This is a genomic window from Chitinophaga lutea, from assembly GCF_003813775.1.
Taxonomy (GTDB): Bacteria; Bacteroidota; Bacteroidia; order Chitinophagales; family Chitinophagaceae; genus Chitinophaga; species Chitinophaga lutea.
This window is the reverse complement of sequence record NZ_RPDH01000001.1, coordinates 1,860,266-1,880,334: the sequence shown is the minus strand read 5'-3', so window position 1 is coordinate 1,880,334 and position 20,069 is coordinate 1,860,266. Positions and strand designations below refer to the sequence as shown.

Below are 20,069 nucleotides of genomic sequence, written 5' to 3'. Positions count from 1 at the left end.
GGGTGAAAATTTGTCAGGCCCATATCTATTGCTATTTTTTTATATTTGCCGTTCTTAAAAATGAATTCATGCAGTACAGAGAAATTGTTGCAGTAACCGGTTTAGGCGGTTTATTCCAATTGCTGGCCAGCAAACAGGATGGCGCTATTGTAAGATCGCTGGAAGACAAAAGCACCCGCTTCGTGTCTTCACGGGTACATAATTTTACCCCATTGGAAAGCATTGAGGTTTTTACAACTGGCGATAATGTAAACCTGTCGGCGGTATTCAAAGCAATGCAGGAAAAAGAAGCCCAGTTCCCCCTCGCGGATGGAAAGGCAGACAATAACGCCATCAAGGCTTACTTCAAAAACGTGTTCCCCGAGTTCGACGAGGACCGTGTGTATGTAAGCGACATGAAAAAGATGGTGAAATGGTATGCCATCCTCAAAACCAACGATCTGTTGACTTTCGAGGAAGAAACCGAAGAAGTGGAAGCGGAAGATGCCGAAACGCCTGCACCGGCTGAAGAAGCAAAACCTAAAGCGAAAGCCAAGGCCAAGAAAGAAGAAGCTGCCGCTGAAGAAGCGCCTGCAGCCGAAAAAGCCGCTCCGAAAAAGAAAGCCGCCGCAAAAAAGGCCGCTGCCGACACCGAGGGCGCTGAAGGAGAGGAGAAAAAGCCTAAAACTACCCGTAAAAAGAAAACCGAAGAATAACAACACTGGTTTTTTCCAGCTTTTGAAATTCCAAATCCCGCCCGGATTTGGAATTTTTTTTAAAGGGGCTTATCTTTTTACAATGAATGAATCAATTGAACAGATCATGCAAAGTGCTCATATAACCGCGCCGCCGAGGCGCTTCCTGCCCAAAGATTTCAGCGTAACTTCCTGGGAAACCTTACTGCCGTACTTCGAGGCCCTGCAGAACCGCGAGATCGGCAGCGCCGCCGACATGGAAACCTGGCTGACGGACCTCAGCGAACTGGAAGCGGTGATCAGCGAAGATGCCTGCTGGCGCCAGATCCGCATGACGCGCGACACGGCGAACAAGGAATACGAAGAGGCCTTCACCTATTTCTGCATGGAAATACAGCCCCGGCTGCAACCCTATGCGGATGCGCTCAACCGCAAGCTGCTGGCCTCGCCGTTCAGACAACAGCTCGATCAGCAGTTGTATTTCACCTACCTGAGGAATGTGGAAAAAGCGGTGAAACTCTTCAACGAGCAGAACATTCCCATCCAGGCGGAGCTCAGCGTGCTGGCGCAGCAGTATGGCGTAATCTCCGGTAAAATGACGGTGGAAGTGAACGGCCAGGAATTCACCCTGCAACAGGCCGCCAAGTTCCTCGAGAGTCCGGACAGGCGCCTGCGGGAGGAAGTGTTCACCAAAACGGCCGCACGCCGCCTGCAGGACAAAGAAACGCTCAACCAGCTGTACACCACGCTGGTGACGAAACGAGATCAGATCGCCCAAAATGCCGGCTTCGCCAACTACCGCGATTACAAATTCGAGGAGCTGGGCCGTTTTGAATACACGAAAGAAGATTGTTTCCAGTTCCATACCGCTATCAAGGAACACATGCTGCCGCTGGTGCGCCAGGCTTTGGAAAGGCAGCGCGCCAAACTGCAGCTCGATGTGCTCAGGCCCTGGGACACGGAAGCGGAGCCGGAAGGCACCAAACCGCTGGAGCCCTTTAAAACCGGCGATGAAATGATCAGCAAATCCATCGCCTGCTTTACCCGACTGCGCCCGTTTTTCGGAGAATGTTTGCAGGTGATGAAGGAGATGGGCCGCCTCGACCTCGACAGCCGTAAAAACAAAGCTCCCGGCGGATATAACTGTCCCCTCGCGGAAACCGGCGTGCCTTTCATTTTTATGAACGCGGCCGGCCAGATGAAAGACCTGACCACCATGGTGCACGAGGGCGGGCATGCCATCCATTCCTTCCTCAGTCACCACCTGCAGCTCAGCGCCTTTAAGGAATACCCGATGGAAATAGCCGAAGTGGCCAGCATGAGCATGGAATTATTCAGCATGGATCACTGGGACATTTTCTTCAGCAATAAGGAAGACCTGCGCCGCGCCAAACTGCAGCAGCTCGAACGCACCATCACCATCTTCCCATGGATAGCCACCATCGACAAATTTCAACATTGGGTGTACGAACATCCGCAGCATACCGAAGCGGAGCGTACGGCGGCCTGGCTGGCTATCATGGACGAGTTTACGCCGGGGAATGTGGACTGGAGCGGTCACGAAGCCTACCGGGCCAGCAACTGGCAGCGCCAGCTGCACCTGTTCGAAGTACCTTTTTATTACATCGAGTACGGCATCGCACAGCTCGGCGCCATCGCCATGTGGAAGCAATACAAGGAGAATCCCTCCCAGGCGCTCGACAATTACATGAAGGCGCTGAGCCTCGGTTACACCAAAACCCTGCGTGAGCTTTACACGGCAGCGGGTATCCGGTTCGACTTTTCTCCCGCGTACGTCAAAGAACTGGCAGGCTTTGTGCAGGAGGAAATAGACAAGGTGATTGCCGAAGCATAAACATGAAACGCCTCATTATACTGTTGTTTCCGGCCCTCGCGGCCGCCGTTGCCCTGCAGGCGCAGGTACCTACCAATCCTGCGCTTGCACGGTCGATGGACAGTATTTTCAAAAGGGACCAGTTATACCGGCAACTCCTTTACGCCATCGATACCAACCAGGTGCTGAAAGACTCCATCGCCCGCGCCGCGCGCATTCCCGCGCAGCGCGACAGGGTAGTCGAATATCTTGTGAATGAGATGGCCATCATCGACTCCGCCAATCTCCGTTTCATCGATTCCATCATCAAAAAGCAGGGCTATCCAGGCAAAACCGTGCTGGGTGCGCAAAAAGCATTTATCCCCTGGCTCATCATTCACCACGCCGATCCGGATGTGCTGGCGGCGTATATGCCTGTTTTTAAGGAAGCCGTGGATAAGGGAGAAATGCTGTTCGCCAATTATGCCTATTCGCTCGACCGGATGCTGGTGGGGCAGGGAAAAGAACAGCGTTATGGTTCGCAGGTAGCGGAAGGGGTGATGAAAAAAACTGGAAAGAAAATGAAATTCATCTGGCCGCTGGAAGAACCGGCCAGGGTGAACGAACGGCGCAAAACAGCCGGCATCGACGGGACCATCGAAGAATATGCCCGCCTCCATGGTTTTGAATACCAGGTAGTGAAACTGGGCGATTTCCGGATGGAGGAAGAATGATTATTTACACTCCTTGCACACGCCGCTTACGACTACTTCCACATTCCGCATATCATACCCCTTCGGCAGGGAAATAACGGGGATGTCCGTTTCTTCGAGGCAACGGGTGCTGCCGCATTCTTCGCAGCGGAAGTGCACATGATGATCGTGGTGATCGTGCTCGCCGCATTCTGATTTGCAGATGGCATACCGCACAGAAGTGTCTGTGGTAGGGATTTTATGTACAATGCCCTTATCGAGGAATGTTTGCAGGGTGCGGTAAATGGTGACCCTGTCGAACGATTTCCCGCTCAACTTTTCAAAATCAGCATGTTCAAGTGCGCCGTTACTTTTCAGAAAGAGCTCCAGGATTTTAACACGCGTATCCGTAATACTGAGTTTACTGGAGCGCAACAACTGCACAATGAGTTCTTTTTGTTTTGCAAGCATGTTCGTCAAAATTTATTCATGCATGAGCCGGTCAATGTCTTTGATCAGCTTTTCAATGTCTTTGTCTTTGGTGCCTTCATACAAGCCGCGGATCTGTCCGTCGCCGTCCACCAGCGCAAACCACTGGGTGTGTATGAAGTCGTCTTCGCCGGTAAAAGTACCATCGTCCACGAGGTAACTTTCACGGGCCAGTTTATACAGGTGGCGTTTGTCGCCGGTGAGGAAATGCCAGTTTTTCGAATCCGCACCGTGTTTCTCCGCGTACGCCTTCAGCACGGGGATGGAGTCATAATCGGGATCGGACGTATGGGAAAGAATCATGAAGTTGGGCGTCTGGCCGTATTTCTGATAGATTTTTTCCATGTTTTTGTTCATCACCGGGCAGATGTTCGTGCAGGTGGTGAAAAAGTACTCCGCCACATAGATTTTCCCTTTCACGTTATCCTGCGTCACGGTTTTTCCGTCCTGGTTCGTGAGGTTAAAACCCTGCACCTTGTGACCGGGTGTGCCCAGTACCGGCAGCTTCTCTTTCCCGAAAAACTCGCCCGTTCCTTCCTTGATCATCAGTCCGGAGTAACCCATAAAACCGATGCTCAGGACCACAAAAAACACAATATAAAAGATCGCTTTTTTAGACATAACCACGCTGCTTGAATCCAATATGCAAAGGTAGTACAGTTTGTTTATTTACCCACAAATACGGCATCGTCCAAATTATAGTATAATTCGTATATGTTTTTCTCATTGAGCCTTAGCCTTCCCTGGAAACTTACGTAGTCGTCCGTTTCAAAGGAGGGTTTGCCGGATTTGAATTTGAGGGCCATTACGGTTTCCGGGCCCGCCCCGCCGCAGAAGAAGCAGGAGCTGTTGGGATTGGATGAAAGCACATACATGCCGCCCTTGGCGTCTACAGGCACCATGTAGCCGCTGATGCGGATGGTTTTGCCGTTGAGCGCCTTGATACTGCGTGAAAAGGAAGGGTAGAGCATGGGCATTTGCATCTTTTCGTCCCACTTGCGGTCGAAGATCACATCGGAGAGTTGTTTCCAGGTTACTTTCTTAACCGTCGTGTCTTGGTAGGTGACGGTGGAAACGGGCAGGTTCTCCGTATACCCGGCTTGTTTGCGCAGGCTGAGGATCTGGCTGAGGTAGCCCGTAGCGGCGTTGCCGTGTTTGCACCATTGTGAAATATTGGAGCACGAAACGAAGGTAAAAGCCATTACGCCGATCAGTATTTTTTCTATTCTAAGCATTTGCCAGTGTTTTAGAGATATTCAGCCGGAACGCCCGGATGGCGGGGAAGAGCGCTGCCAGCAGGCAGGCCGCGAGTATGGCCGCGGCGGTCAGCAGGTCGGCCTGCGTGATCTTCCATGCCCCTGAAAAATTCAGGTGGTATTTTGTAAAAACTTCCTGTTGCAGCAACCAGCCGCCGAGCCTGCTGAGCAAAAATCCGCCGGCGATACCGGCGATGCCCAGGATGGCCGCTTCCGCCAACACCAGCGCCAGGAGGCGGCCGCGGCCGCAGCCCATGCTGCGCAGCAATGCCAGTTCGTAACGGCGCTCGTGCGTGCCCTGCACCAGCATCACAAATATACTGCAGGCCGCCAGCGCGGCCAAAAGCCAGCCGAGAATACGGAGGACGACGGTGCCGGAGCCCAGCAGCGACTGCAGGCGGTTGATTTCAATGGCAGGCACCGCGGCCTGCATATTGGTGTTTTCGTTGATCATGCGCGGCAGCTGCAATTGCGCCAGCGGGTTTTTGAACTTCATCAGCACGGCAGTGATCTGGGTGTCGGGAGAAATTACAGAAATGCCGGCGCCTCCAGGGTGGCCCTCTTCAGAACCGTTGTTGCCGGATGTACTTTCTGCCGCGCGATTTTCACTGTCGTGACCATGCTCCGGTTTTTCACGGTTATCCGGACCGGAATTGTCTCCAGACGAAACTTCACCGGGTTTATCGCTGTCCTGATCATGTGAATGAATTTCGGGGGAAACAGTATCATCTGTATGATCATGTGAATGGGAAGCGCCGGCCTCATCATGTTCGCGCCCATGATCCGCCTCGTCCCGCACCCGCACTTTCGTTTCATGAATCGCCCACACGCTTTCCAGCGGCGTCAGGATCAGCTGGTCGATGGAAAGCCCGGTAGCCGGGAGAATGCCTTTCACTACATACTGATGTTCTTCATGCACATGTCCCTTTTCCCCTAGCCCGTGCGTGCCGGCAAAACTGGCGCCCAGCGCAAGCCCCGTACGTTTTGCCACACCGGCGCCGATCACCACTTCCATCGGTTTGCTGAAAAGCGTGCCGGCTGCAGGTTTCAGCTGGTATTTATCGAGGTATGCCGGTGTAGTGCCGATGATCCGGAACCCCTGGTAGGAATCCCCGAGCGATACGGGAATGGCGTATTCCACCAGCGGATGCTGCATGAACCGTTGTGCATCACGGAGAGCGATGTTGCCGGTGGGGGCGTCAAGATTGTAAACGCTGGAAAGAATGAGCTGCAGCGGGCTGCCTTTGGCGCCGAGCACCATGTCCACTCCGGCGATTTGTTTTTCCAGTTGTTCGCGCGCCTGGCGGTTGAGGGCGATGAGCAGCAACAGCACCGCGGTGCTGCAGGTAAGCAGCAGCCAGCAAAGGCCGGCGTACAAAGGTTTATGTAACAGGTTTTTGAAAGCGATGCGCAGGATCATGACAAGGTTATCTGGTTGGCAAATATTTCTTTCAGGCGGCTGTCGTGCGTAACGATCAGCAGCGCGGCGTTTTGCTCCCTTGCCTGTTCGGCCAGCAGTTGGGCCACGGCGGCGCAGTTGTGATCGTCGAGGCTGGCGGTGGGCTCGTCTGCCAGCAAAAGCCCCGGTTGCTGCATCAGTGCGCGGGCGATGGAGGCTCTTTGCTGCTCACCCTGGCTGAGGCGTGCGGGTTTTTTATACAATAAAGCGGAGATGCCCAGTTTTTCCGCAACGGCCTGCAAACGGCCCGCCTGTGCACGATGGTGGCCCAGCGCAACAGGCAGCACCAGGTTTTCGCGCAGGGAGAGCGAGGCGATGAAATGCGACTGCTGATAAATGATGCCGATATGTCGGCCGCGGAACGCGTCCATGGCGGCAGGTGAGAATTCCTCGATAAAACTGTCCGCCACGTTGATACGCCCCCGGGTTGGCCGCAGCAAACCTGCCAGCAGGTGCAATAAAGTTGTTTTACCCGTGCCTGACTGACCGGCGATGAGCAGTACCTCGCCGCTTTTGCAGGTGATATCCGGAAACTCCAGCTGGCGGCCGCCAGGATGGGCGTAAGCAAGGTTTTTGGTGTAGATCATTCCATTCACGTATTAAATAGCAACATAGTTGCATTCCAATTGTTCAGCGGCGTGAAGATACCCAACCGGCCTGAGATTATTTCTTAAATTTAAATAAAAACGCAACAAAGTTGCAAATAAGTCCTTAGATTTGTTGTCCAATTCAAAAGATCGTCACTTATGAACCTCTTCTCAAAATGGAATCTGGATGCACTTGGTATAGGCGCTTCACTCGCCTGCGCGGTGCATTGCGTGTTATTGCCGCTGGTAGTTACCGCTTTGCCGCTGCTGGGATTCGAGCTGTTTGAAAATGAAAACCTGGAGTACGGGTTGCTGGCATTTTCATTTGTAGTGGGTTACACCGCACTTTTCAGGGGATACAGAAAGCACCATCGCCACCTGAAGCCGCTGCTGCTCTTTTCGGCAGGCTTTGCGGGCCTGCTGGCAGGGCATTTCCTGGCGCCGGAATCCCTGGAGCCGTTTGTGATCATTGCCGGTGCGGGCCTCATTGTATGGGCGCATCTACGGAATATCAAAGAATGCAAAAACTGTAAAGTGTGCCGGCACGAAGATGAGGTTTGTGAAAACAATGCCTGAATGGTTTAAGACATAAACCTGCTATATGCAATGCTTCCCTGCCTGCTGTTAAATACAGCGGCGCAGGGAAGCAAAAGTCTCCTTACATCTTTTATCACCCTGTAAACGGGGTTCAGCGCACCGGACAGAACGGAGCACCGATAACCGGATTATCTAATACAAGGTGTAAAATTACCCTGTAAACCGGGTGCAGTACACCGGACCGAACGGACTACCGGTAACCGGATTTTCTAACACAAGGTATAAAACCACCCCGTAAACCGGGTTTAGCACACCGGACCAAACGGACCACCGATAGCCGGATTTTCTAACACAAAGTGTAAAACTACCCTGTAAACCGGGTTTAGCACACCGGACCAAACGGGGCATCGATAACCGGATTTTCTAACAAAAGGTGTAAAACTACCCTGTAAACCGGGTTCAGCACACCGGACCGAACGGGGCAATCAATAACAGGATTTTCTGACACATGATGTAAACACATAGCAGCACTCAGCGATAGTATCATCATCTTAGGGTTATCCTTGGGTATTTCTTGGGTTATCTCGGGTAAATGGTATTAAAAAGCCTAAGATAATCCTAAGATAACCCAATGTTAACCGGCAGAAGATAAAAACACGGCAGGTGGTTGCTCTGCCAATCGCACCGGAAAGGCGATCATATGCCCCGGCCGTACGAATGCTGCAAACGCGGCGATGACCGCGTACCTGATCAGGAAAATGAATCATATCACGCTTTTTTACCGGCGCCGCAAAGGCGCATGGAGAAGTATTGCCTAACATAAACGGTCCGACTCATGAACAACACTTTCCAACTGACACCTGCCATGCTGCAGCCCCTGCGGAAGAAATTACCGGTTACGGTACTCAGCGGCTTTCTCGGCGCGGGTAAAACCACCCTGCTCAACCACATCCTGCACAACAAGGAGCAACTCCGTGTGGCCGTTATCGTAAACGACATGAGCGAAGTGAACATCGACGCACAACTGGTGCGTAACGCAAACGTGCTCCACCACACCGAAGAAAAACTGGTGGAAATGAGCAACGGCTGCATCTGCTGTACGCTGCGGGAAGACCTTTTACAGGAAGTACAGCGCCTCGCCGCGGAAAACCGCTTCGACTACCTGCTCATCGAATCCAGCGGCATCTCGGAACCGCTGCCGGTGGCGCAAACCTTTACTTACCGCGATGAACAGCTGGGCATCGACCTGGGCGCTTTCAGTCGCCTCGATACGCTGGTGACCGTGGTGGATGCTTTCAATTTTTCCCGCGACTATGCGGACCGCGGCATGATCGCGGACGATGGCCGCGCCATCGTGAACCTGCTGACGGACCAGATAGAATTCGCCAATGTGATCGTGCTGAATAAATGCGATCTGGTGCCGGCCGCACAGGTGGCCACGCTCAAGGCGTTGCTCCGCAAATTGAACGCCGCCGCGCACATCGTGGAGGCTACACAGGCGAAAGTGCCGCTCCGCGAAATACTGAACACGGGGCTGTTTGATTTTGAAACGACGTCGCAAAGTGCCGGCTGGATAGCCGAGCTGGAAAAGGAACACGTGCCCGAAACGGAGGAGTACGGCATCAGTTCCTTTGTATACCGTAGCCAGGCGCCCTTTCATCCTGCCCGTTTCTGGCGGCTGATACAGGAGCAGTGGCCGGAAGGGATCATCCGCAGCAAAGGCCTGTGCTGGATCGCCTCGCGGCCGGATGTCGCTATTAACTGGAGCCAGGCCGGGGCCTCGCTGATGGCCGACAAAGCCGGTCAATGGTGGTGCTCCATCCCGGAAGCGGAATGGCAACTCGGCGCCGCTTCCGAAAAAATGGTGCGGGACCGCTGGCACCCCGTTTTTGCGGACCGTTACAACGAAATCGTGATCATCGGCCAGCAATTGCAGCCGCGGGAGATCACGCGGATCCTGGATAGTTGTTTATGCAATGAAGCGGAAATAGCGCGGTGGCGGAAAGGGGAGGCGTTCGCGGATCCGTTTCCGGCGCTGTAATGTGCGCCGGCCCAGTAATACGGGAAGGAGCAATCCCCGTGTTGCGGCGGAGCGTTGAGACTCCTTGCTCCGGTAGCGTTACGTGAGCGGTTGTGCCCGGTTGTGTGGTGCAAATGGCCTCGCAGCCCGGGTTGGCGTGTTTCCCGTACCGGTGGGCGATGGTGTTGCAGGCGACATGAACGGGGATGCTATGCAGAAGTGGTGCGTTTTGCGATCAGCCGTCCGGTAGCACGATTGACGGGTGCAGATTGCGATACTTTGAGCATGCCATTCCTTTTGCTGTCACGAAATGCGGGCTTAATGGTAAAGTAACCTCCCCGCTATTGCAGGGGCGGCGCGGCCGATATAAATTTGTCCGGATAATGAACGGGCAATGGCCCTCCGGTGCATGGAAAGGGACAGGATATTTAGGCTAGTCTAAAAATAAATTTAGATAAGTATCATTTTCCGTTTTAAATTTGCCTTAGAAAATTTCAACATGTCCGCTAGAATCATTTGCCTCTTTTTATGCCTGGCTGCTTCGGCAACCGCCGTTGCACAGGGCCGCCTCAAAGGGAAAGTCACCTCGGGCGACCAGCCGGTGCCATTTGCCAGTATCGGGTTTAAAGACCTCAAAACCGGTACCGTCACCAACGAAGCGGGTGAGTTCGACATCAGTCCCGTTACACCGGGCCGGCACATCCTCCAGGTAAGCGCCGTTGGATATGTCACCTATTCACAGCCCATCCAGATCAAAGCCTCCGGCACCACCACCGTAACGGCTATACGCCTGGAAGCCACTTCTTCCAGCCTGAACGAAGTAGTGGTGAGCGGTACGCTGCGCCCCGTCACGAAGATGGAAAGTCCCGTGCCGGTGGAAGTCTATTCTCCCGTATTCTTCAAAAAGAACCCCACTCCCAGCATATTCGACGCCCTGCAGAACGTGAACGGCGTGCGCCCGCAGCTGAACTGCAACGTGTGTAACACGGGCGATATCCATATCAACGGCCTCGAAGGGCCTTACACCATGGTCATGATCGATGGTATGCCCATCGTCAGCGCCCTGTCTACCGTATACGGTTTATCGGGCATCCCGAACAGCCTCGTGGAGCGCGTGGAAATCGTGAAAGGGCCGGCTTCCACGCTGTATGGCTCCGAAGCGGTGGCGGGCCTCATCAACATCATCACCAAATCCCCCGCCAGCGCGCCGGCCTTTACCGCAGACGTGATGGCCACCAGCTGGCAGGAGTACAACGTGGATATGGGCATGCGCTTCAGGGCCGGTGCAAAGGCGGAATCGCTGCTGGGCCTGAACTACTTTAATTACCAGCACCCCTACGATAAAAACGGCGACGGGTTCACCGACGTTACCTTGCAGCACCGCATCTCCGTATTCAATAAATGGAATTTCAAACGGCGGGAAGAGAGGGTAGCCACCATCGCGGCGAGGTATTTTTATGAAGACCGCTGGGGCGGTCAGACCCAATGGGACAAACAATGGCGGGGCACCGACAGTGTGTACGGCGAGAGCATTTTCACCAGCCGCGCCGAAGTGATCGGGCAATACCAGCTCCCCCTGAAGGAACGGGTAATGCTGCAGGCCTCGTTCAACTATCACAATCAGAATTCATATTACGGCGTAACGCCTTTCATGGCCAAACAAACCATCTCGTTCGTGCAGCTCACCTGGGACAAGGTGGTGGGGAAACATAACCTCCTGGCCGGCCTTCCTTTCCGGTACACGTTTTATGACGATAACACGGTGGCCACGAATGAAAAAGGCGTCAACGAACCGGAGCGCACCCTGCTGCCGGGGGTGTTTGTGCAGGACGAGATCAAGTTTTCTTCCAAACATTCCCTGCTGGCGGGGCTCCGTTATGATTACAACTCCATTCACGGCAACATCTTCACCCCGCGGCTCGCCTATAAATGGTCGCCGAACTACCGCAACGTGCTGCGCCTCAACGCCGGTACCGGTTACAGGGTGGTGTCGATCTTCACCGAAGATCATGCCGCGCTCAGCGGCGCGCGCGAGGTGGTGATCCAGAACAAACTGAAGCCGGAGCGCAGCTGGAACGTGAACCTGAACTACACGAAAAAGATACCGGTCAACAATGCGTTCCTCAATTTGGATGCGACGGCCTTCTATACGTATTTTTCCAACAAGATCATCCCGGACTACAGCAAACCCGACACCATTGCCTACGATAACCTTTCGGGCCATGCCATTTCCAAGGGGTTCAGCTTTAATGCCGACCTGATGTTCGCTTTCCCGCTGAAAGTGCTGGCGGGGGTGACCGTGATGGACGTATATGAAAAGGATGGGAGCACCAAAACACGCCCCATGCTCACGGAACGCTTCTCCGGCACCTGGGCTGTTTCTTACAGCTTCCCCAAGGCCGGTCTGAGCATCGACTATACCGGTAATATATATGGTCCCATGTTGCTGCCCGTACAGCCGGTGGACCCGCGGCCTTCCCGTTCGCCTGTATGGAGCATCCAGAACGTGCAGCTCACCAAAAAATTCGGGACGGGCTGGGAAATATATGGTGGTGTGAAAAACCTGCTGAATTTCCTGCCGCCGAAAAATTCGATCTCGCACGCGCACGACCCCTTCGACAAGAATGTAGGGTATAATGCAGATGGGTCGGTAGACCCCTATAAGATGACGTTTGATCCCGCGTATGTATTTGCGCCCAACCAGGGCATCCGGGGATTTTTGGGAGTGCGGTTTACAAAACAGTAATTAAAGGCCCAGGCCTACTTTGATACCGAGGTGCAGGCTGGGGAGCACATTCACCACCTCACCGTGGTCGGCGTTGATGTTGGCGCCGCTGGCGGAGTGTTTCACGAAGTTGTACACTTTGCTGCGCACACCGATGCCCAGGTAAGGATCCAGTATCCACTTCCCTTTCGTTATTTGCCTGCCGAGCAGGAACTGAATGCCATAGATGCTTTTGTCGCCGCTGTTTTTATAGATGGTGTTGTTGAGGGTCACCTCCTCTTTGGGGTAGAATACTTTTTTATAGAACAGTACGGGCTCGAAGTAGGTGCCGCGGGCGTTAAAGGCGGATGCCTGCCTGATGAGGTACCACTTCATGCCCACCCTGAAGCCCAGGCCCCTGCCTTCCACGAACTGTTCGGTGGAAATGCCCGGTTTTTCGCGGCCCAGGTCTATCCGTTTAAAAAACACATAATCGGGATAGTCGGTGTAGATGCCGGTGATGCCCAGTTCCAGGCTCAGTTTTCGGGAAATATCCTGCTCGAGGTAAATGTCCAGTTCATTCAGAATGGTGGAGGGGTTTACTTTGAGATAGGTGCCTTTCTTGAATGCTGCCTGGCGGGGTTGAGCGTCCTGGGCAACGGCAGACAGGCTATAAATTGAAAACAGGAGGAAAAAGGGCAATAGTCTTTTCATACAACTGTAGGTTCTCTTCATTATTTCAATAATCGTTCCACAATTAGGGGGAACCAGCGGTGTTCCAGCACCTGTACTTTGCGTGCCAGGGTCTCCGGCGTATCGTCTGCCGTTACCGGGCAGCGCTCCTGTAAGATCACCCCGCCGTCGTCGTATTTTTCATTGACATAGTGGATGGTGATACCGCTTTCCGTTTCACCGGCGGCCAGTACCGCCTCGTGCACAAAATGGCCGTACATGCCTTTGCCCCCGAATTTGGGCAGCAGGGCGGGATGTATATTAATGATCCGGTTGGGGAACGCCTGCACGAGGTTGGCGGGCACCTTCCATAAAAAACCGGCCAGCACCACCAGGTCCGTGTCGAGGTCCTGCAGCAGTTTCACATAAGTGTCGCCCCGGAAGAACTGCTCCTTGTCGATGAGTACGGCAGGGATCTGCTCGCGTTCCGCAATCTTGAATATACCGGCTTCGGCCTTGTTCGACAGGATGACGGTGACCCGGGCCAGGCCGGTATTTCTGAAATGATCGATGATTTTCTGGGCGTTGCTCCCCGTGCCGGAGGCAAAAATCGCTATATTTTTCAAGCCGGTCTGTTTAATAAGCTGCAAAAATAGGCAGATAAGACTTTATGGTTCAGGTATTTTTTTCCTAAATTTAGGAAATGAGCCTCCCTTGTTGCCGGTATATGATAATGATCATACCATGTGAATGACCCTGATCAGGCAGACTCAACTATTATTTTTCTATCTTGTTAAGGATTGTTGACGGCAGGCGGGCTCTTTTCCAATCAACTGGCTTTCTTTCCACGTGCAAAAATAGTATCACTTACAGGCCGCATTTTCATCACAGGCGGAAATATGATTTTTATCAGGAATTTATAACGGGGTGTTGGGAGCAGATCAGGACAGTACCCTTAAAAACAGCTATGGCATTGAGTTTCCGCAGATGAACGTCTCGCGGATAATATATAAAAAGCGCTTTCAAAACAAGGATAACTTTTTTTTAATTGTTGGTAAATTGTCAACATTCTGTCTTATTTTTGCTGGCACTTTTAAGAAACCTTAGGTCAAATCTAAACTAAATAGGCTGTGTATCGTCGTGTTTCCATTCGTTTGCGTAAGCAATTTGTGAGTGTTCTTATCCTATGCGCGGGACTGGTTGGTTCTTTTTCCGCAGCTCGGGCAGCAGATCCTGGTGCAGGTAAGACGCTATTTCAGCAGAAATGTGCCTCCTGTCACAACGTCCACAAACAATTGACAGGGCCGGCCCTGGCAGGTGTTGAGGACAGGTGGCCGGACAAAAAACTGCTTCATCAGTGGATCCGCAACTCCGCGTCGGTTCTTGCGACTGGTGATAAGTATGCGAACGATCTGTTCAATCAGTACAACAAGCTCTCCATGACGCCGTTCCCGGAGCTGAAAGACGAGGATATCGACAATATCCTGGCCTATGTAGCTTCCGTTCCTCCTCCGGGCGCCGCCAAACCGGGTGCAGCTGCAGCTGATGGCGCTGAAGCCAAGGAAGATTCCGGCGGCAACAGCCTGCTCTTCGGTGTGATCACCCTGATTCTTGCGATTGTTGCGGTGATACTGATGCAGATCAACAGCAACCTGAACAAACTCGCCGCGGAAAAAGAAGGCCACGAACGCCTGGAGCCCGTTCCTTTCTACAAAAACAAAGCTTACATCGCCCTCGGCATTGTAATCCTGTTCGTAGTAGGCGGTTACTTCACCATCCAGGGTGCGATCGGCCTGGGACGCCAGCAGGACTATATGCCTGAGCAACCCATCTTCTACTCCCATAAAGTGCATGCCGGCATCAACCAGATCAACTGTCTGTACTGCCACTCCTCTGCAGAAAAGAGCAAGCACGCCATGATTCCTTCCGAAAACGTATGTATGAACTGTCACAAGGCCATCACCGAATATTCCGGCCCGGACCTGTTCACCGCTGAAGGCAAAAAGGTAAATGGTACTGCAGAAATCCAGAAATTATTCGATCACGTAGGCTGGGACCCGAAAGCCGGCCGTTATACCAAACCCGGTCAGCCCATCGAGTGGACCAAAATCCACAGCCTGCCCGACCACGTTTATTTCAACCACTCCCAGCACGTAGCAGCCGGTAAAGTACAATGCCAGACCTGCCACGGCGATATCCAGCAGATGGACGAAGTGAAACAGTTTGCCGACCTCTCTATGGGATGGTGCGTAAACTGCCACCGTACTACCAAAGTACAGTTCACTGAAAACAACTACTACAGCATCTTCGAAAAATTGCACAACGATATCAAAAACAAGAAGATCGACAGTGTGACCGTAGAAATGCTGGGTGGTACCGAGTGTCAAAAGTGTCACTATTAATATATAAGGAAGCAACGGGCGTCCGCAAAAACGACCGTAACTCAACATTTTTTAAATCGTAACTCGATATAATCACATGGAGCAAAAAAAGTATTGGAAAGGCTTGGAGGAGTTGCACAATACCGCTGCGCATCAGGAAGCTGTGAAGAATGAATTCAGGGAAGATCTGCCGTTCGAAGAGAGTGAAAGCTTTTTAGGTGCCACTACCCCCCGCCGGGATTTCTTGAAATACCTCGGGTTCACCACTGCGGCCGCAACCATTGCCGCCAGCTGCGACATCCCGGTTAAGAAGGCCATCCCTTACGTTAATAAACCCCAGGATATTACGCCTGGTGTACCCAACTATTATGCTTCCGCCTATACCGTTGACGGTGAGTACGTGCCCCTGGTGGTGAAAACCCGCGAAGGCCGCCCCATCAAAGTGGAAGGCAACGAAATGTCTGCAGTGACCGGTGGTTCCACTACCGCCCGCGTGCAGGCTTCCGTGCTGGCCCTCTACGATGTGGCCCGCCTCCGTTACCCGGGTATCAACAACGGGCCGGATAAAGAAGAGCTGAAAGACAGGGTAAAAGAAATCGCACAATGGTCCGACCTCGACAAACAGGTGACTGCCGCTCTCTCCGGCAAATCCGTTGCGCTGGTGACTTCGACCATTCTCAGCCCTACTACCAAAAAACTGATCGGCGAGTTCCTGGCCAAATATCCCGGCTCCCGTCACGTAACATACGATGCGGTGTCTTACTCCGGCATGCTGCTCGCCAATGAGCAGTCTTACGGCAAAAGGGCCCTGCCTTCCTTCCATTTTGAAAATGCACAGGTAGTCGTAAGCCTGGGCGCCGATTTCCTCGGTACCTGGCTGAACCCTTCCGAATATTCCCGCCAGTACGGCAAAAACCGCAAGATCGATGCTAAAAAGCCGGAAATGAGCAAACATTTCCAGTTCGAAAGCATGATGAGCCTGACCGGTGCCAACGCTGACGAAAGGTATACGCACCGCCCCTCCGAAACCGGCGCAGTAGCACTCAGCCTGCTGGCGGCCCTGGGTGGCGGCGTAACCGCTCCCAACCTCACCGACGCCCGTTTGAAAGAAGGTATCGCCAAAGCCGCCAAAGCCATCCAGGCCAACCCTGGCAAAGTACTGGTGGTATCCGGCTCCAACGACGTGAACGTGCAGATCATCGTAAACGCCATCAACAACCTGGCAGGCGCTAACGGGACTACCATCGACTGGGCCGTTACCAGCAACTACCGCCAGGGTATCGACGGCGATATGGAACAGCTGGTGAAAGACATGAACGCCGGTGCCGTAGGCGCACTGCTCGTACATGGCGTAAACCCCGCTTACGATTACTACGATGCGAAGAAATTCGTGGACGGTATCAAAAAAGTAGGCGTGACCGTATCTTTCAACGACCGCTACGACGAAACGACACAGCTCTGTAAATACATCGTTCCCGATCATCACTTCCTCGAAAGCTGGGGAGACGCGGAAGGCCGTACCGGTCACTTCGCCTTCATCCAGCCTACGATCGCACCGCTGTTCAAAACCCGCGCTTTCCAGGCTTCCCTGCTCAACTGGAGCGGCAATACCGTTGCCTGGGAAGATTACCTGAAAAACGAATGGATCGCGAAACTCGGTTCTCAGGAAGCATGGGACAAAACACTGCAGGACGGTGTGATTGAGCCCGCCGCCGGCGCCGCACTGGCCGGTGCTGCCTTCACCGCCGACGTTGCTACCGCCGCTGCCAAAATCAGCGCGCCTAAAAACGCCGGCCTCGAAGTAGTACTGTACGAAAAAGTGGCCATCGGTAACGGTAAGGAAGCCAACAACCCCTGGTTGCAGGAAATGCCCGACCCGATCACCCGCGCCACCTGGGACAACTACGCCTGCGTTTCCAACACGCTCGCCAAAACTTTCAAAACCGAACTGGGCGACGATTATGAAATCAACGCCGAGAAACGTGTATTGAAAATCACTGCCAAAGGTTACTCCGTGGAACTGCCGCTGCTCATCGTGCCCGGTATCCACCCCGATGTAATCGCCATCGCAGTGGGTTACGGCCGCGGCAAAAAACAGTTCATCGGTAAAGCTGCCGGTGAAGTAGGCGCCAACGCTTATCCTTACGCATCTTTCAACGGTCAGACTTTCAGCTACTACGCTACCGAAGCCAAAGCTGAAGCGACCGGCAAAAAATACCCGGTAGGTCTTACGCAGACGCACAACAGCTACGAAGGCCGCCCGATCATCAAAGAAACCACCCTCGCCGAGTTTATCAAAAACCCGAAAGAGGTGAACCACGACCGTGAGCACCTGGCTCATTACGGTAAAGATTTCCGTAACGACGCCACGCTGTATACCGGCGGCACCAAATTCGAATATCCCGGCATCAAATGGGGCATGTCCATCGACCTGAACTCCTGCTTCGGTTGCGGCGCCTGTGTGGTGGCCTGTACCGCGGAAAACAACGTTGGTGTGGTAGGGAAGGAACAGGTAGTGCTCGCACACGAAATGCACTGGCTGCGTATCGACCGCTACTTCGCCGGTGACGAGAACAACCCAGAGGTGGTATTCCAGCCGATGCTGTGCCAGCACTGCGACAACGCTCCGTGTGAGAACGTTTGTCCCGTTGCCGCCACCAACCACAGCTCTGAAGGTATCAACCAGATGGCTTACAACCGTTGCATCGGTACCCGTTATTGCGCAAACAACTGTCCTTATAAAGTACGCCGCTTCAACTGGAGAGACTGGAACGGTGCAGACAGCTTCGAAGGCAACCTGCTCGACACGGCAGACATGAACGACGCCATTACCCGGATGGTGCTGAACCCCGATGTGGTGGTGCGCAGCCGTGGTACCATGGAAAAATGTTCTTTCTGCGTACAGCGCTTGCAGGATGCGAAACTGGCTGCCAAGAAATCCGGCCAGCCGATGAAAGACGGTGCTGCACGTACCGCCTGCCAGCAGGCTTGTGCTACCGATGCGATCGTGTTCGGTAACATCAACGATAAAGACAGCCGTATCGCCAAGGTTCGTAACGAAGAGCAAACTGACCGCCTGTACTATGTACTGGAAGAAACGCACGTGCTGCCTTCCATCAACTACCTCGCAAAAATCCGTAACAAGGATGCCGCGCCGGTAGCTGCAGGAGCGCACAAGGAAGAAAAAGCTCATCACTAAGAAAGCCGCATCCGCAAGGGATAAAGCAAAGATTGAATTAGAAAAGAATCAGTTTTAAGTTTTGAAACAACGTAGTTCCGGAGCAATCCGGGACGGACAAAGCTCAAAATACTATGCATTTGAAGTACGAATCCACACTGAGAGAACCTTTAGTAGATGGGGTTAAGGATTATCACCAGGTAACTGAGGATATTATCAGTCCTATTGAGGCCAAGCCCGGTAAGCTGTGGTACATTGGTTTATTTATTTCCATAGCCCTGCTGCTGTTCGGCGTGTTCTCCGTAACCTGGGAAGTATACTGGGGTACCGGTGTGTGGAACCTGAACAAAACAATCGGCTGGGGTTGGGACATCACCAACTTCGTATGGTGGGTAGGTATCGGTCACGCCGGTACGCTGATCTCCGCCATCCTCCTGCTGTTCCGCCAGGGCTGGCGTACAGGGGTGAACCGCGCTGCGGAAGCCATGACCATCTTTGCCGTAATGTGCGCGGGCCAGTTCCCGATCTGGCACATGGGCCGTGTCTGGATGGCCTTCTTTGTACTGCCTTATCCCAACACCCGCGGGCCGCTTTGGGTAAACTTCAACTCACCGCTGCTCTGGGACGTGTTTGCGATCTCTACGTACTTCACCGTTTCCCTGCTGTTCTGGTACTCGGGCCTGCTGCCCGACTTCGCTACCGTGCGCGACAGGGCCAAAACCAAACTGCGTAAATACTTATATGGTGTGGCTTCTTTCGGCTGGACCGGTTCCACCAAACACTGGCAGCGCCACGAAGCACTGTCGCTGGTACTCGCCGGTCTGTCGACGCCCCTCGTACTGTCCGTACACACCATCGTATCTTTCGACTTCGCCACTTCAGTGATCCCCGGATGGCACACCACCATCTTCCCGCCTTACTTCGTTGCGGGTGCGATCTTCTCCGGCTTTGCGATGGTACAGACCTTGCTGATCATCACCCGTAAAATCCTGGGCCTCGAAGAATACATTACCCTCGGCCACGTAGAGGCCATGAACAAGGTGATCGTACTGACCGGTTCCATCGTGGGTGTGGCTTACCTCACAGAATTATTCATGGCCTGGTACTCGGGCGTGCAATACGAATTCGATACATTCTACAAGTTCCGCGCCGCGGGTCCCCTGGGCTGGAGCTACTGGATCATGATGACCTGTAACGTAATTTCCCCGCAGGTGTTCTGGTTCCGTAAAATGAGAAGGAACATCATGGTGACTTTCATTATGTCCATCATTGTGAACATCGGTATGTGGTTCGAACGTTTTGTGATCATCTGTACTTCACTCTACCGCGACTACCTGCCGTCGAGCTGGAGCTACTACCGTCCGTCCTGGCCCGAAGTTGGCTTCTACCTCGGTACGTTCGGCCTGTTCTTCACCTGTTACTTCCTGTTTGCCAAATACTTCCCGGTAATCGCAGTGGCGGAGATCAAATCCATCCTGAAAACTTCCGGCGAGAACTATAAAGAGAAAATGGTGAAGTACGAAGAAGAGGATGCGGAGAAATTTGCACACGATCAGGCACATCACTAAGAATTGAATTTGATTAACGGATTATTGAATATCTATCCA

16 protein-coding genes are annotated in these 20,069 nt (G+C 53.1%); 9 read left to right on the top strand and 7 right to left on the bottom strand.

Annotated elements, in window-relative coordinates; genetic code table 11:
- The first annotated feature begins 68 nt into the window (after positions 1-68).
- From EGT74_RS07520 to EGT74_RS07510, 3 genes are all read left to right on the top strand, one after another.
- On the top strand, positions 69-695 hold the full coding sequence (locus EGT74_RS07520; protein WP_123845898.1) for a DUF5606 family protein: 627 nt from the start codon (positions 69-71) through the stop codon (positions 693-695).
- A 106-nt stretch (positions 696-801) separates the two neighbouring features.
- Positions 802-2,529 carry a M3 family oligoendopeptidase gene (locus tag EGT74_RS07515; RefSeq protein WP_123846847.1) on the top strand — a complete coding sequence of 576 codons (1,728 nt, stop codon included), beginning with the start codon at positions 802-804 and terminating at the stop codon, positions 2,527-2,529.
- Between the two features lie 2 nt (positions 2,530-2,531).
- Complete coding sequence (locus tag EGT74_RS07510; RefSeq protein ID WP_123845897.1) at positions 2,532-3,221, top strand: DUF6624 domain-containing protein; 690 nt, start codon at positions 2,532-2,534, stop codon at positions 3,219-3,221.
- On the opposite strand, the gene EGT74_RS07505 is transcribed toward EGT74_RS07510, so the two are convergent.
- From EGT74_RS07505 to EGT74_RS07485, 5 genes are read right to left on the bottom strand one after another with little or no spacing between them, the layout of a single operon-like run.
- Positions 3,222-3,650 (bottom strand): Fur family transcriptional regulator, encoded by a 429-nt coding sequence (locus tag EGT74_RS07505; RefSeq protein ID WP_123845896.1) that lies wholly within the window; start codon positions 3,648-3,650, stop codon positions 3,222-3,224.
- Between the two features lie 12 nt (positions 3,651-3,662).
- Positions 3,663-4,289 (bottom strand): SCO family protein, encoded by a 627-nt coding sequence (locus tag EGT74_RS07500; protein ID WP_123845895.1) that lies wholly within the window; start codon positions 4,287-4,289, stop codon positions 3,663-3,665.
- 44 nt (positions 4,290-4,333) lie between these two features.
- Positions 4,334-4,903: a DUF3299 domain-containing protein gene (locus tag EGT74_RS07495; RefSeq protein ID WP_123845894.1), complete on the bottom strand. Its 570-nt coding sequence runs from the start codon at positions 4,901-4,903 to the stop codon at positions 4,334-4,336.
- Entirely contained in the window at positions 4,896-6,344 is a 1,449-nt protein-coding gene (locus EGT74_RS07490) for an ABC transporter permease (protein ID WP_123845893.1), read from the bottom strand. Before EGT74_RS07490 ends, EGT74_RS07495 begins: the two co-directional genes overlap by 8 nt.
- Positions 6,341-6,970 (bottom strand): ABC transporter ATP-binding protein, encoded by a 630-nt coding sequence (locus EGT74_RS07485; RefSeq protein WP_123845892.1) that lies wholly within the window; start codon positions 6,968-6,970, stop codon positions 6,341-6,343. The genes EGT74_RS07490 and EGT74_RS07485 overlap by 4 nt, the downstream gene beginning before the upstream one ends.
- A 159-nt stretch (positions 6,971-7,129) precedes the next feature.
- Here EGT74_RS07485 and EGT74_RS07480 point away from each other — a divergent pair, with 159 nt between their 5' ends.
- From EGT74_RS07480 to EGT74_RS07470, 3 genes are all read left to right on the top strand, one after another.
- Positions 7,130-7,546 carry a MerC domain-containing protein gene (locus EGT74_RS07480; RefSeq protein ID WP_123845891.1) on the top strand — a complete coding sequence of 139 codons (417 nt, stop codon included), beginning with the start codon at positions 7,130-7,132 and terminating at the stop codon, positions 7,544-7,546.
- A gap of 796 nt (positions 7,547-8,342) precedes the next feature.
- Complete coding sequence (locus tag EGT74_RS07475) at positions 8,343-9,548, top strand: GTP-binding protein (RefSeq protein WP_246008142.1); 1,206 nt, start codon at positions 8,343-8,345, stop codon at positions 9,546-9,548.
- 478 nt (positions 9,549-10,026) lie between these two features.
- A complete protein-coding gene (locus EGT74_RS07470; RefSeq protein WP_123845890.1) occupies positions 10,027-12,273 on the top strand; it encodes a TonB-dependent receptor in 2,247 nt (748 codons plus the stop codon).
- On the opposite strand, the gene EGT74_RS07465 is transcribed toward EGT74_RS07470, so the two are convergent.
- Positions 12,274-12,945 carry a hypothetical protein gene (locus EGT74_RS07465; protein WP_123845889.1) on the bottom strand — a complete coding sequence of 224 codons (672 nt, stop codon included), beginning with the start codon at positions 12,943-12,945 and terminating at the stop codon, positions 12,274-12,276.
- Positions 12,946-12,965: 20 nt separating this feature from the next.
- On the bottom strand, positions 12,966-13,529 hold the full coding sequence (gene purN / locus EGT74_RS07460) for a phosphoribosylglycinamide formyltransferase (RefSeq protein ID WP_123845888.1): 564 nt from the start codon (positions 13,527-13,529) through the stop codon (positions 12,966-12,968).
- A 543-nt stretch (positions 13,530-14,072) separates the two neighbouring features.
- Here purN and EGT74_RS07455 point away from each other — a divergent pair.
- The 3 genes from EGT74_RS07455 to nrfD all read left to right on the top strand — a co-directional run bounded on the left by EGT74_RS07455 (position 14,073) and on the right by nrfD (position 20,030).
- Positions 14,073-15,305 carry a c-type cytochrome gene (locus tag EGT74_RS07455; RefSeq protein ID WP_246008141.1) on the top strand — a complete coding sequence of 411 codons (1,233 nt, stop codon included), beginning with the start codon at positions 14,073-14,075 and terminating at the stop codon, positions 15,303-15,305.
- A gap of 76 nt (positions 15,306-15,381) precedes the next feature.
- On the top strand, positions 15,382-18,483 hold the full coding sequence (locus EGT74_RS07450; protein WP_123845887.1) for a TAT-variant-translocated molybdopterin oxidoreductase: 3,102 nt from the start codon (positions 15,382-15,384) through the stop codon (positions 18,481-18,483).
- 113 nt (positions 18,484-18,596) lie between these two features.
- Complete coding sequence (nrfD, locus tag EGT74_RS07445) at positions 18,597-20,030, top strand: NrfD/PsrC family molybdoenzyme membrane anchor subunit (protein WP_123845886.1); 1,434 nt, start codon at positions 18,597-18,599, stop codon at positions 20,028-20,030.
- The last annotated feature ends 39 nt before the right edge of the window (positions 20,031-20,069 follow it).

Coding starts and splice junctions, on each gene's coding strand:
- EGT74_RS07520 (WP_123845898.1), top strand. CDS start 69: ATGCAGTACAGAGAAATTGTTGCAGTAACCGGTTTAGGCGGTTTATTC.
- EGT74_RS07515 (WP_123846847.1), top strand. CDS start 802: ATGCAAAGTGCTCATATAACCGCGCCGCCGAGGCGCTTCCTGCCCAAA.
- EGT74_RS07510 (WP_123845897.1), top strand. CDS start 2,532: ATGAAACGCCTCATTATACTGTTGTTTCCGGCCCTCGCGGCCGCCGTT.
- EGT74_RS07505 (WP_123845896.1), bottom strand. CDS start 3,650: ATGCTTGCAAAACAAAAAGAACTCATTGTGCAGTTGTTGCGCTCCAGT.
- EGT74_RS07500 (WP_123845895.1), bottom strand. CDS start 4,289: ATGTCTAAAAAAGCGATCTTTTATATTGTGTTTTTTGTGGTCCTGAGC.
- EGT74_RS07495 (WP_123845894.1), bottom strand. CDS start 4,903: ATGCTTAGAATAGAAAAAATACTGATCGGCGTAATGGCTTTTACCTTC.
- EGT74_RS07490 (WP_123845893.1), bottom strand. CDS start 6,344: ATGATCCTGCGCATCGCTTTCAAAAACCTGTTACATAAACCTTTGTAC.
- EGT74_RS07485 (WP_123845892.1), bottom strand. CDS start 6,970: ATGATCTACACCAAAAACCTTGCTTACGCCCATCCTGGCGGCCGCCAG.
- EGT74_RS07480 (WP_123845891.1), top strand. CDS start 7,130: ATGAACCTCTTCTCAAAATGGAATCTGGATGCACTTGGTATAGGCGCT.
- EGT74_RS07475 (WP_246008142.1), top strand. CDS start 8,343: ATGAACAACACTTTCCAACTGACACCTGCCATGCTGCAGCCCCTGCGG.
- EGT74_RS07470 (WP_123845890.1), top strand. CDS start 10,027: ATGTCCGCTAGAATCATTTGCCTCTTTTTATGCCTGGCTGCTTCGGCA.
- EGT74_RS07465 (WP_123845889.1), bottom strand. CDS start 12,945: ATGAAAAGACTATTGCCCTTTTTCCTCCTGTTTTCAATTTATAGCCTG.
- EGT74_RS07450 (WP_123845887.1), top strand. CDS start 15,382: ATGGAGCAAAAAAAGTATTGGAAAGGCTTGGAGGAGTTGCACAATACC.
- nrfD (WP_123845886.1), top strand. CDS start 18,597: ATGCATTTGAAGTACGAATCCACACTGAGAGAACCTTTAGTAGATGGG.